Source organism: Paramagnetospirillum caucaseum, from assembly GCF_000342045.1.
Lineage (GTDB): Bacteria > Pseudomonadota > Alphaproteobacteria > Rhodospirillales > Magnetospirillaceae > Phaeospirillum > Phaeospirillum caucaseum.
Genome location: NZ_AONQ01000014.1, coordinates 1 through 12,645, shown reverse-complemented (window position 1 = coordinate 12,645; position 12,645 = coordinate 1). Strand labels below are relative to the sequence as shown.

Here is a 12,645-nt window from a genome sequence, read left to right as displayed (position 1 = left end):
GGATCGAAGTTAGGCGGCAACCTTGGTCAGCGCGGCGAAGCGAGCCTGGATCGGCTCGACCGCGGCGGTCAGGGCCGAGGTCGACAGCTCGGCCAGCTTGCGGCCGTCGGCGATGGCGTTCTCGAGGGTCTCGCGGGCCAGCTTGCCCTGCAGGTCGGCCAACTCGGCCGGGCTCTTGACCGAGAACAGCGCCTTGACGGCGGCATCGGCCTTCTTGACGTTCTCGGCGATCAGGGCCTGCTGGGCCTTGGCGATCTCTTCGAAAGCCTTGACGGTGGCGGCGCTGGACTTGGCGAAGGCGTCGGCATTTTCCTTGCCCAGGGCCACGAACTTCTCGAAACCGTCGATCTTGATGGTCATGTGCGTATTCCTTATCAGAGGTGGGCGCGTTGTGCGCTGCAACATGACGCCAATCTAACAGAACCATGCCGCAGTGCAACATGATTTTTGCACTGCAACATAACCGTCTTGCATGGAGGGGATGCGAAAATGCGAACACCCCCGGAAAGCAGGGTTTCCGGGGGTGCGGAAGATTTCCGGCGACTGAGGCCAAGAAAAACTACCGGGTGGCGACGACGTCGCGCAGCACGTTCATCTCCGTCTGGGCCTCGGTCAGGCGGAAGTTCACCGCGTCGCCGATGGAGACGATGCCGATCAACTCGTCCTTTTCCAGCACCGGCAGATGGCGGATGCGGCGTTCGGTCATCACCCCCATGATGGTCTTGACGCTGTCGCCGGGCGAGCAGGTCACCACCGGGCTGGACATCACGTTGCGCACCGGCATCTCCAGCGCGGCCTTGCCGTACTGGGCCAGGCCCTTGACGATGTCGCGCTCGGACAGCACGCCCTGCAGCTTGCCCTTGACGTCGCAGACCACGGCGACGCCGACCTTCTTGTTGGTCAGCAGCGCCGCGGCGTCAGCCACCGAATGCTCGGGGCGGATGGTGAAGACGACGCTGCCCTTGGTCTTCAGGATGGTTTCAACGGACATGGCTGGTCCCCCTTGATGTCTTGGCTTTGTTTTTATACGGCGGGGCGACCGGTCCCAGACCCCCTACCTTTGAATAGGACCAGTCTGAAACCGAAGCCGGAGAAATTCAAGCCGTCATCAGTGGGTAGGCCCAAGGCTGACGCCGCTGGCGGCCAACTGGTCGGCCAGGGTCCGGCGCAGGCGTTTCAGTCCCTCGGGACTGGCCGCCTCGCAGCGGGCCACCAGCACCGCCTGGGTGTTGGAGGCACGCAGAAGCCACCAGCCGTCCATGGTATCGACCCGCACGCCGTCGATGGCGGAGAAGTCGGCGCCCTCGGCCTCCAGCCGGGCTCTGACCTCGGCCACCACGGCGAACTTGCGCTCCTCCGGGCAGTCGAAACGCAATTCCGGGGTGTTGACCATGTGGGGCAGATGGTCGCGGCGCTGGCCGATGGTCATGTGATCCCAGCGTGCCACGATGCCCAGCAACCGGATGGCGGCGTACAGGGCGTCGTCGAAGCCGTAATAGCGGTCGGCGAAGAAGATGTGGCCGCTCATCTCGCCGGCCAGGGGCGCCCCGGTCTCGGCCATCTGGGTCTTGATCAGCGAATGGCCGGTACGGCCCATGATGGGGTTGCCGCCCATGCGGCGGACCTCGTCGAAGAACACCCTGGAGGCCTTGACGTCGGCGATGACGGTGGCGCCGGGCTGGGTCTTCAGCAGATCCTCGGCCAGGATCACCAGGATCTGGTCGCCATAGAGGATGCGGCCCTCGCCGTCCACCACGCCGATGCGGTCACCGTCGCCGTCGAAGGCGATCCCCAGATGGGCGGATTCGGTCAGCACCTTGTCCTGCAGCGCCACCAGGTTGTGGGGCTCGGTGGGGTCGGGATGGTGGTTGGGAAAGCGCCCGTCGATCTCGCCGAACAGCACGGTGTGGGTGCCGGGCAGGCGCTTGACCAGGGCATGCAGCACCTCGCCGGTGGCGCCGTTGCCGCAATCCCACACCACCCGCAGATCGCGTTCGCCGTCATAGTCCTGGGCCAGGCGCGAGACGTATTCCTCGAACACCGAATCCTCGATCGCCTTGCCTTCGCCGGTGGCGAAGTCGCCGGCGAAGGCGATGGCGCCCAGCGACTGGATATCGGCACCGAAGAACGGCCGGCCGGCCAGCACCATCTTGAAGCCGTTGTGGTTGGGCGGGTTGTGGCTGCCGGTCACCATGATGCCGCCGTCGGCGTCCCTGACCTTGGCGGCGAAGTACAGCATGGGGGTGGGGCCGCGCCCGATGCGCCGCACCGTGCAGCCCGAGGCGATCAGGCCCCGGGTCAGCGCCTCGGCCATCTCGGGGCTCGACAGCCGTCCGTCCCAGCCCAGCGCCACCACATGGCCGCCGTTGCGCCGCATGCGGGTGCCGAAGGCCTTGCCGATGGCCTCGGCATCGGCTGCGAACAGGGTCTCGCCGACGATGCCGCGGATGTCGTATTCGCGCAGGATGGTGGGGTGAAAGGTGTGTGCGGTCATGTCAGGTAATCACCGTCGGTTCTTGCCGCCCGGTCCTCGCCTCGATCTCGGCCAGATCGCGGGCGATGGCGATGAGGTCGGCCAGGGCTGTCTGCGGATCAATATGATGCCGGGTCGGGTCGGGCTCGAAGCGCTCGATATAGACGCGGAGCGTGGCGCCCTCGGTGCCGGTGCCCGACAGGCGGAAGACGATGCGCGAGCCGTCCTCGAACACCACCCGGATACCCTGCTTCTTCGACACCGAACCGTCCACCGGATCGGTGTAGGCAAAGTCGTCGTTGAAGGCCACGGTGTAGGCGCCGAGCTTCCGCCCCTTGAGCGGAAGTCCCCGCAGATGCTCCATCAGCCCCTCGGCGGCGGCGGCATCGATGCCTTCGTAATCGTGGCGGGAATAGACGTTGCGGCCGTATTCCGTCCAGTGCGCCGTGACGATGTCGGCGACGCTTTGCTTGCGCACCGCCAGCACGTTCAGCCAGGCCAGCACCGCCCACAGCCCGTCCTTCTCGCGCACATGGTCCGAGCCGGTGCCGAAGCTTTCCTCGCCGCAGAAGGTGGCAAGCCCGGCATCGAGAAGGGTGCCGAAGAACTTCCAGCCGGTGGGGGTCTCCCAGGCGGGAATACCCAGTTTGGCGGCCACCCGGTCGGGGGCGGCGCTGGTGGGCATGGAGCGCGCGATGCCCTTCAGGCCGTTCCGATAGCCGGGGCAGAGCGTGGCGTTGGCGGCCAGCACCGCCAGGGAATCCGACGGCGTCACATAGAAGTCGCGGCCGAGGATCATGTTGCGGTCGCCGTCACCGTCCGAGGCGGCGCCGAAATCGGGCGCGCCTTCGCCGGTCAGCGCTTCCACCAGATCATGGGCATGGACCAGATTGGGGTCGGGGTGGCCGTGGCCGAAATCCTCCAGCGGCACGCCGTTCATCACAGTCCCGGCCGGCGCGCCCAGGCGGCGCTCCAGGATTTCGGTGGCGTAGGGACCGGTCACCGCGTGCATGGCGTCGAACTTCATGCGCAGGCCGGACGCGAAGGCGGCGCGGATGGCGGCGAAGTCGAACAGGCTTTCCATCAGTTCGGCGTAATCGGCGACGGGGTCGAAGACCTGCACCTCCATGCCCCCCAGCGAACGGGTGCCCAGGGTATCCAGGTCCACATCCGCCGCCTCGACGATCCGGTAGGCCCCGATCACCTCTGTCCGGGCATGGATGGCCTCGGTGATGGCCTCGGGGGCCGGGCCGCCGGCCGGGATGTTGTACTTGATGCCGAAATCCTCAAGGGGGCCGCCGGGATTGTGGCTGGCCGACAGGATGATGCCGCCGAAGGTCTTGTACTTGCGGATGACGGCCGACGCCGCCGGGGTAGAGAGGATGCCGCCCCGTCCCACCATCACGCGGGCGAAGCCGTTGGCGGCGGCCATCTTCAGGATGGTCTGGATGGCGGTGCGGTTGTGGTAGCGGCCGTCGCCGCCCAGCACCAGGGTCTTGCCCGCGACGTCGCCGATGGAGTCGAACACCGCCTGGACGAAGTTCTCCAGGTAATGGGGCTGGGCGAAGACCTTGACCTTCTTGCGCAGACCCGATGTGCCGGGTTTCTGGCCGGAAAAGGGGGTGGTGGAAACGGTTTTCACGGCGGCCATGGAGCAAGCTTCCCTAGTACGATGATTGCCGGCGAGGACGATTGTGATCTTGGGGCATGTTGCTCATTTCGCCAACACCACCCGACGGATTTCCAGCTTCGGCCGCCCGAAATTCAGCAGCAGCCCCACCGGCAGGGTGCTGGCCTTGAGGTCGTTGAGGACCTGCGCCGCGTGGGACTGCGCCAACCCGTCGATGGCCTTCAGTTCCACGATCACCCTGTCTTCCTCCACCAGATCGGCCACGTAAAGGCCTACCTGCCGTCCACGGTAATGGACGGGGAAGGGCTGCTCCTTCCTGACGGCAATGCCGTCCAGGCTCAGTTCCTCGAACAGGGCGTTACGGTAGACGACTTCCAGGAAGCCATGGCCCAAGGCGTTCGCCACAGCAAAGGCCGCGCCGATGATGCGTTCGGTCAGTGCATTCAGGCCGGATTCTGCTTCAGACAGCATGGGACGTCGTGGCGGGTGGGGCGATGGGGTGGTCGAGGCGAGGACAACACGGATGAACGCGGATGTCCACGGATGAATGGGACGGATTGTTCAGACCAATCTGTGTTTATCCGTGCTGCTCTTGCTGCATGCAGAGGTGCGGGCGACGGGGATGAGGTAACACGGATGGACGCGGATGTTCACGGATGAAGGGGATGATCAACGATAGGAGGCCTCGGATAGATCCACATCGACACGCTCATGGCCGTGCTTGGCCAGGAGGTCTTCGATCACGTATTTTGGGGTGTTATTTCTGGGGCCGAGAACGACCCTCTTGATGGGTGATCCGCCATTGTGGCAAAGCCGCGCGGCCAAGAAAGGGACAATCCCATTCCCTGATACCCTGTGCTGAAGAACATCAGCCAAACTGTTTTCTCGCTGACTTGGTGTAAAGTACTGAACAAGCGTACGATATTCATTCTCTTCACAGAATTTTGGATTCTTTATGAGAAATAGTGCGTATGGGTTGCTAACTATAAAGACGGAAGTTTTTTGATCTATTAATTGCGCAATTGCTTCTCTTGTTAATTTTGCTTAATTTTCGGCGGTAATTGATGAGATTTCTTCTATGAGCCCTAAAATAAGTTGCTGCCGCTCATCTAATTTGTAACGAACTCTGTCAAAGCCCGCCATGTGGTGGCGGAATCCGAGGTTTGGGCGTGATGAAAGTTTCAAATATTCGGCCGAGAGGCCAATGGCTACTCCAGAGGCATTGTCGGCGCATGCTCTCCATTGGCTCAGGCTGTCATGGTCCCCGGACACGCAGAACCCGAGCGCCCGAGTCTTATCTATGATTTCATCCAGATATCGCATCGGGATGTCGGTCTCGATACCGCTAGGCTTCAGGGAATCATTGATTATCTTCTTCACCCACCGGCCTTCCTGGCTGTCGTTGGACAGGCTGAGATCGGACAGCCGGATGGTGCCGCTCTCGATGATCGAGAGGAAGGCGGCATTGCTGCAATAGTGGTAGAGAATCTCGGGGGTGTCCGGTTTGTCGCCCATCCGCGTTCATCCGCGCTGATCTGTGTTCATCCGTGTTGCCAGCCGGAGTCGGCTGCAATCAACACGTCTGCCGCAGAATGGATGATCTGCGAAAACAAGAATGCGGGCAACAAGTGCCCGCATTCCCGTCGTTCCAATAAACCGGTGACGATGCCTACGGCCGGCCGATGCTGGTGTAGGCGAAGCCCAGCTCGGCCATCTCTTCCGGCGCATAGACGTTGCGCAGGTCGACGATGGCCGGAGAGGCCAGCAGCGACTTGACCTTCTTAAGGTCGAGGGCGCGGAACTCGTTCCACTCGGTGATGATCACCGCGCAATGGGCGCCCGGCATGGTGGCGTAGGCGTCCTTGCAGTATTCGACGCCGGCAGGCAGCAGCTTCCTGGCCTCCTCCATGCCCTCGGGGTCGAAGGCCTTGACGGCGGCGCCGGCTTCGACCAGGGCCGTGACGATGTCGATGGACGGCGAATCGCGCATGTCGTCGGTGTTGGGCTTGAAGGTCAGGCCCAGCACCGCGACGGTCCTGCCCTTGACCGAGCCGCCGCAGGCGGCGATCACCCGCTCGGCCATCTGCTTCTTGCGGGCGTCGTTGACGGCCACCACCGTCTCGACGATACGCAAGGGCGCGTCGTAATCCCGCGCGGTCTTGACCAGGGCCAGGGTGTCCTTGGGGAAGCACGAGCCGCCGTAGCCGGGACCGGGATGCAGGAACTTCTTGCCGATGCGGCCGTCCAGGCCGATACCCTTGGCCACGTCGTGGACGTCGGCCCCCACCTTCTCGCACAGATCGGCGATCTCGTTGATGAAGGTGATCTTGGTGGCCAGGAAGGTATTGCCGGCGTACTTGATCAGCTCGGAAGTGCGGCGCGAGGTGAAGGCGATGGGGGTCTCGATCAGGTAGAGCACCCGATAGAGTTGCTTCATCACCTTGCGGGCCTTCTCGGATTCGGTGCCGATCACCACGCGGTCGGGCCGCATGAAGTCGTTGATGGCCGAGCCTTCGCGCAGGAATTCCGGATTGGAGACCACGTCGAACTCGGCATCGGGGCGGCGCGCCCGGATGATGCGCTCCACCTCGTCGCCGGTGCCCACCGGCACGGTGGACTTGGTCACCACCACGGTGTAGCCGGTCATGGCATCGGCGATTTCCTCGGCCGCGGCATAGACGTAGGAAAGGTCGGCATGGCCGTCGCCGCGCCGCGACGGGGTGCCCACCGCGATGAACACCGCGTCGGCATCCTTGACCGCCGCCTTGAGGTCGGTGGTGAAGGCCAGCCGGCCGGCTTCCACATTGGCGGCGACCATGTCGTCCAGGCCCGGCTCGTAGATGGGCATGACGTTCTGGTGCAGCTTCTCGATCTTGGCGGCGTCCTTGTCGACGCAGGTGACGTCGATGCCGAATTCCGAGAAGCAGGTTCCCGACACCAGACCCACATAGCCGGTGCCGATCATGGCGATGCGCATGACGCTCTAGTCCTCAGCCGTGAAAGCGGGTGATCAGGTCGCGGGCGGCCTCGGCCGTGTCGTCGCGGGCCAGGGCGAAGGCCAGGTTGGCTTCCAGCCAGCCCACCTTGTCGCCGCAATCGTAACGGGTGCCCTCGAAGCGCAGGCCGTGGAAGGGCACCATGCCGATGGTCTGGCTGATGGCGTCGGTCAGCTGAATCTCGCCGCCGGCGCCCTTTTCCTTCCTGTCCAGCACGTCGAAGACGGCGGGATGCAGGATGTAGCGGCCGATGATCGACAGGGTCGAGGGGGCAACCTCGGGGTCGGGCTTCTCGACCAGACCCTTGGCGCGGGCCAGGCGGCCGTTGTCGTGCTCCACGTCCAGGATGCCGTAGCGCCTGGTGTGCTCGCGCGGCACGTCGGAGACGGCGACCACATGGCCGCCCACCTCGGTGTGCACGGCGGCCATCTGCTTCAGGCAGGCGGTCTTGGACAGGATCAGGTCGTCGGGCAGCAGCACGGCGAAGGGTTCGTCGGCCACCAGGTCGCGGGCGCACCACACGGCGTGGCCGAGGCCCAGGGGCTCGGATTGCCTTGTATAGGAGATCTGGCCCGACTTGGGCATCCACGAGGTCACCGCCTCGACCAGATCGAACTTGCCGCGTTCCTTGAGGATGCGCTCCAGCTCGGGGTTGTGGTCGAAATGGTCCTCCAGCGCGTTCTTGCCGCGCCCGGTGACGAAGATGAAGTGCTCGCAGCCGGCCGCCGCCGCCTCTTCCACCGCGTACTGGATCAGCGGCTTGTCCACCACCGGCAGCATTTCCTTGGGCATCGCCTTGGTGGCGGGCAGGAAGCGGGTGCCCATGCCACCCACGGGGAACACGGCCTTGCGGACTCGACGAGTCATCGAACACTCCTGAAAGCTTTGTCTCGACCGCCCGGCGCTCTTGGCCGCGCCTCGTTCCGGTCGCGGCATGTTTTGCCATGCCCGCGCAACGGAAGCAACGATTACCCCAACAGGATGTCGCGGGCCTGATTGAGGCGGGCGGCGATCCAGGTGGAACCGCCGGCATCGGGGTGGGCCGAGCGCATCAGGCGGCGGTGGGCCTCGCGGATTTCGTCGGGGGTGGCGCCGGGGGCGAGGCCCAGCACCTCGAGGGCCTGGGCGCGGGTCATGGCCGTATCGGCGGGGGGAGAGGGCGGCGGCGGGGCCCCGGCGCCGGGGCGCGTTCCATTGGCCAGGCCGCGCAGCGTCCGCCACAGCTGATGCAGGCGCATGGCCCGGCCGATCCACGGCGACAGGCCGGCGATGATGGCGAATAGCCCGGCCAGCTTGCCGGTGAGCACCAACGCCACGCCGCCGATCACCAGGGCGGCGAGGACGGCGCCGGCCAGCACCTTCTTCGCCTTGTCGGGCGGCGCCTTCCGCCACCAGCGCCACCCCCACCACAGGGCGAGCGCGCCGCCGACCGCCAGAGCCAAGCGAAGAAGCATGGACGTGGACTACTCGAAATCGAAGCTGGAATCGCCGTCGGTCAGTTCGAACAGGCGCCGGACATTGCCCGCCGCCCCGCGCAGGGTCAGGCGCCGCCCCTTGCCGACGATCTCGTCCTTGGCGAGGTGCAGCATGCCCAGCCCGACGGAATCCACCCGTCCGACCTTGGCCAGGTCGAAGACGACCCGCGATGCAGTGATCGAGTTGATGTCGGTGATCAGACCGTTCATCTGGCTGGTGACGGTATAGTCCATGGTCCCGTCGAGCCGGACGGTCAGGGTGTCGTCCTGGTGGGAGATGGAAATGTTCATGTGAAGCCTGGATTCCTCGAATGGATAGCCGATGAGTATGCTACGACTTTGCTCTCCGCTCCAGGGATTGAATCAGGCAAATTGTGTCCTGACTATAGGTAGTCCCCGCAGGATCAACCCTTGGCGCGGCTGCGGCTTCGCCGTAGAATCGAACGAATGATCGTAAAGCGCGGAGGAAGCATGTCTGTTCTGCTGTGGCAACCGTCCAAGGAGCGGGCCGAGGCTTCGGCGCTTGCCCGGTTCATGCGCCAGGCCGACGCCCGCTTTCATGCCGGGGCGACCGATTACCAGGCGCTGTGGCGCTGGTCGGTGGACCGGCCCGACCAGTTCTGGTCCCTGGTGTGGGACGAGGCGGGAATCATCGGCGATGGCCCCGGCGCGCAAGTAGTGGACGATGCCGGCCGCATGCCCGGCGCCAAATGGTTCCCCGCGGCAAGGCTCAATTTCGCCGAGAACCTGATGCGGCGCAGCGATTCCGGCGATTCCATGGTCTTCTGGGGCGAGGACAAGGTGAAGCGCCGCCTGTCCTTCGCCGACCTGCACGCCCTGGTGTCGCGGATTCAACAGGCCCTGAAGGCCGCCGGGGTGGGCCGGGGCGACCGGGTGGCGGGCTACATGCCCAACATGCCGGAATCGGTGGCCTTCATGCTGGCCTCGGCGTCCCTGGGCGCCATCTGGTCCTCGGCCTCGCCCGATTTCGGCGTGCAGGGGGTGCTGGACCGCTTCGGCCAGATCGCCCCCAAGGTGCTGGTGGCGGCCGAGGGCTATTTCTATTCCGGCAAGACCCTGGACTGCCTGGACAAGCTGGCCGCCATCGTGCCGGGCATTCCCTCGCTGGAGGCGGTGGTGGTGGTGCCCTACACCCGCGAGGCGGCGGATATTTCCGCCGTGGCCAAGGCGGCGCATCTCGGCGACTTCCTGGCGCCATTCGCGGCAAAGGCGGTGGAGTTCCTCCGCTTGGCCTTCGACCATCCGCTCTACATCATGTATTCGTCGGGCACGACGGGAGCGCCCAAGTGCATCGTCCACTCGGCGGGCGGAGCGCTGATCCAGCAATTGAAGGAACACCTTCTGCATTGCGACGTGCGCCGGGACGACCGGGTGTTCTACTTCACCACCTGCGGCTGGATGATGTGGAACTGGCTGGTGGCCGGCCTGGGGGCCGGGGCCACCCTGCTGCTCTACGACGGCAATCCCAGCCATCGGGGCGGCAACATCCTGTTCGACTTCGCCGATGCCGAGGGCATGACCCTGTTCGGCACCTCGGCCAAGTGGATCGACGCCATCGCCAAGATGGGCCTCGAGCCCATCAGGACCCATTCCCTGAAGACGGTGCGCACCATCTGCTCCACCGGCTCGGTGCTGGCGCCCGAGGGCTTCGACTACATCTACGGCAAGGTGAAGGCCGACGTGCAGTTGGCCTCCATCTCGGGCGGCACCGACATCGTCTCGTGCTTCATGCTGGGCAACCCCATGGGCGCGGTCCATCGCGGCGAGATCCAGGCGCGCGGCCTCGGCATGAAAGTCGAGGTGTTCGACGAGAACGGCCAGTCGCTGGAAGGCCGGAAGGGCGAACTGGTCTGCACCCGGGCTTTCCCCTCCATGCCGGTGGGGTTCTGGAACGACGACGGCGGCGCCAAGTACCGCGCCGCCTATTTCGAGAAGTTCCCCGGCGTGTGGACCCACGGCGACTGGGTGGAACTGAACCCCGCCACCGGCGGTATCATCGTGTTCGGCCGCTCGGACGCCACCCTCAATCCCGGCGGGGTGCGCATCGGCACCGCCGAGATCTACCGCCAGGTGGAACAGATCGACGACGTGCTGGAAAGCCTGGTGATCGGCCAGGACTGGCAGGGCGACGTCCGCGTGGTGCTGTTCGTGCGGCTGCGCGACGGGCTGAAACTCTCGCCCGAACTGGAGGCGCATATCAGGCGGCGCATCCGCGACAACACCACGCCGCGCCATGTGCCGGCCAAGGTGGTGCAGGTGGCCGACATTCCCCGCACCAAGTCGGGCAAGATCGTCGAACTGGCGGTGCGCGACGTGGTGCACGGCCGCGCCGTCAAGAACAAGGAGGCGCTGGCCAACCCGGAAGCGCTGGATCTGTTCGCCGGACGCCCCGAGCTGGAGGAGTGATGGACGGCGGATGGATTCAACGATAGCCTTTCCGCCCAAAGTATTTGACGGGAGGGGCTGTCATGGATCGTCGTTCATTCCTCAAGGGCGCCACCGGCGCCGCCTGCCTGTGCGGCAGCTGCGGCGGCTCCATCGCCCAGGCGGTGGCGGCCGAGGGGGCCCACTGGGCCTATGAGGGGCATGGCGGTCCCAAGGAATGGGGCATGCTGTCGCCGGAATACGCCGCCTGCTCCATGGGCCGCGAGCAATCGCCCATCGACCTGACCAAGCCGGTGGCGGCCATCGTCGGCGACCCGCTGACCGCGTGGCGGCCGGTGCCGCTCCGGGTGCAGAACAACGGCCACACCATCCAGGTGGACTGCGCCGGCGGCGGCAGCCTGATGCTGGACGGCAAGTCGTACGACCTGCTGCAGTTCCACTTCCATCACCCCAGCGAGCATACGGTGGACGGGGCCTTCTTCGACATGGAGTGTCACTTCGTCCACAAGACCGCCGACGGCGGTCTGGCGGTGCTGGGCGTGATGATCGCCAAGGGCGCCGCCAATCCGGCGCTGGAGGCCATCTGGCAGGTGATGCCGGCCAAGGGCGGCGAAAGCGCCACGGCGGCCTCCATGCTCGATCCCGCCATGCTGGTGCCCAAGGACCCGGTGACCTTCCGCTATGCCGGGTCGCTGACCACGCCGCCCTGCTCGGAAGTGGTGCAGTGGGTGGTCTACCGTCAGGCAATCACCGCCTCGGCCGAGCAACTGGCCGCCTTCGCCAAGCTGTTTCCCAACAATGCCCGTCCGGTCCAGCCGCTCAACCGCCGCAAGCTGCTGCTCGACGTGATGTGAGGTGGTGATGACCCATCGGTTTCCGCTCATCCTGCTGCCGCTTGGCGCCGCCGCCCTGCTGGGAGGCTGCGCCTCGCCCCGGCCCGTGGACGGCTCCTGGCACCACGGGACCTGGATCGTCACCGACGCCTTCGCCTCGAGGGCGGTGAGCGACGCCGCCTCGGCCCCGCGCGGCCAGGCGGTTCCCATGGACGCGGCCCGCGCCGGCGACGCCGCCGGCCGCGTCTGCCCGTCGCCGCGCTATGGCGAGGAGCGGGCGCCGCTCAATACGGTGATCGGCGCCGCCGCTCCCGCCGGGGCGGGCCTGGACGAGACGGTCGCCGTCCTTGCCGTGGAATGCGCCGGCCAGCCCTTCGCCCGCTATGCGGTGATGGGCGACGGCGCCCTGCTGACCCGGTATGGCGGCTGGGTGCTGCGCCTGGAGCATGGCGAGAAGCTGGCCGCCAATCCCGCTCCCATGATGGCCGAGCCGGCAGCGCCGCCCATGGCGCTGGCCGCCGCCCTGCCGCCCCCCGCGCCGCCGCCCGCTCCCGCTCCGGCCGCCGCCCCGGCCGCCGGGGCACCGCGCAAGCTGGTCTATCTCGCCTCGTACAAGACCGAGGATTGGGCCCGCAAGGGCTGGGGCATCCTGGCCGGGCGCTCGTCCACCCTCAAGGCCTCGGAACCGGTGATGAAGAGCGTCGAGCTCAAGGGCAAGGGCAAGTTCGTCCGCCTGTTCGCCGGAGCCAGGGACGACGGCGCCGCCAAGGCCATCTGCACGGAGCTGGGCAAGACCATCGCCGAATGCGGCGTGGCCGGACGGGATTAGGGA

At 65.8% G+C, this 12,645-nt stretch carries 13 protein-coding genes; 3 read left to right on the top strand and 10 right to left on the bottom strand.

Annotated features, from left to right (window positions below; translation table 11 throughout):
• Positions 1–9: 9 nt before the first annotated feature.
• From H261_RS06945 to H261_RS06900, 10 genes are all read right to left on the bottom strand, one after another.
• Positions 10–360 (bottom strand): phasin family protein, encoded by a 351-nt coding sequence (locus H261_RS06945; RefSeq protein WP_008615798.1) that lies wholly within the window; start codon positions 358–360, stop codon positions 10–12.
• A 199-nt stretch (positions 361–559) separates the two neighbouring features.
• On the bottom strand, positions 560–991 hold the full coding sequence (locus H261_RS06940) for a CBS domain-containing protein (protein WP_008615797.1): 432 nt from the start codon (positions 989–991) through the stop codon (positions 560–562).
• A 117-nt stretch (positions 992–1,108) separates the two neighbouring features.
• Complete coding sequence (gene pgmG / locus H261_RS06935; protein WP_008615795.1) at positions 1,109–2,494, bottom strand: phosphoglucomutase/phosphomannomutase PgmG; 1,386 nt, start codon at positions 2,492–2,494, stop codon at positions 1,109–1,111.
• Between the two features lies 1 nt (position 2,495).
• Positions 2,496–4,124, bottom strand: coding sequence for an alpha-D-glucose phosphate-specific phosphoglucomutase (locus H261_RS06930; protein WP_008615792.1), 1,629 nt, complete (start codon positions 4,122–4,124; stop codon positions 2,496–2,498).
• 63 nt (positions 4,125–4,187) lie between these two features.
• Complete coding sequence (locus H261_RS06925) at positions 4,188–4,574, bottom strand: GxxExxY protein (RefSeq protein ID WP_008615790.1); 387 nt, start codon at positions 4,572–4,574, stop codon at positions 4,188–4,190.
• Positions 4,575–5,147: 573 nt separating this feature from the next.
• Positions 5,148–5,618, bottom strand: coding sequence for a DUF2971 domain-containing protein (locus tag H261_RS06920; RefSeq protein ID WP_008615788.1), 471 nt, complete (start codon positions 5,616–5,618; stop codon positions 5,148–5,150).
• A 154-nt stretch (positions 5,619–5,772) separates the two neighbouring features.
• Positions 5,773–7,080: a UDP-glucose dehydrogenase family protein gene (locus tag H261_RS06915; RefSeq protein ID WP_008615786.1), complete on the bottom strand. Its 1,308-nt coding sequence runs from the start codon at positions 7,078–7,080 to the stop codon at positions 5,773–5,775.
• Between the two features lie 13 nt (positions 7,081–7,093).
• Positions 7,094–7,966: a UTP--glucose-1-phosphate uridylyltransferase GalU gene (galU, locus tag H261_RS06910; protein WP_040475899.1), complete on the bottom strand. Its 873-nt coding sequence runs from the start codon at positions 7,964–7,966 to the stop codon at positions 7,094–7,096.
• Between the two features lie 101 nt (positions 7,967–8,067).
• A complete protein-coding gene (locus H261_RS06905; protein ID WP_008615783.1) occupies positions 8,068–8,553 on the bottom strand; it encodes a J domain-containing protein in 486 nt (161 codons plus the stop codon).
• Between the two features lie 9 nt (positions 8,554–8,562).
• Positions 8,563–8,865: an STAS domain-containing protein gene (locus H261_RS06900; RefSeq protein WP_008615781.1), complete on the bottom strand. Its 303-nt coding sequence runs from the start codon at positions 8,863–8,865 to the stop codon at positions 8,563–8,565.
• Between the two features lie 180 nt (positions 8,866–9,045).
• Here H261_RS06900 and H261_RS06895 point away from each other — a divergent pair, with 180 nt between their 5' ends.
• From H261_RS06895 to H261_RS06885, 3 genes are all read left to right on the top strand, one after another.
• On the top strand, positions 9,046–11,001 hold the full coding sequence (locus tag H261_RS06895) for an acetoacetate--CoA ligase (RefSeq protein ID WP_008615780.1): 1,956 nt from the start codon (positions 9,046–9,048) through the stop codon (positions 10,999–11,001).
• A gap of 62 nt (positions 11,002–11,063) precedes the next feature.
• Positions 11,064–11,834: a carbonic anhydrase gene (locus H261_RS06890; RefSeq protein ID WP_008615778.1), complete on the top strand. Its 771-nt coding sequence runs from the start codon at positions 11,064–11,066 to the stop codon at positions 11,832–11,834.
• A gap of 7 nt (positions 11,835–11,841) precedes the next feature.
• Positions 11,842–12,642 carry a hypothetical protein gene (locus H261_RS06885; RefSeq protein WP_008615776.1) on the top strand — a complete coding sequence of 267 codons (801 nt, stop codon included), beginning with the start codon at positions 11,842–11,844 and terminating at the stop codon, positions 12,640–12,642.
• The last annotated feature ends 3 nt before the right edge of the window (positions 12,643–12,645 follow it).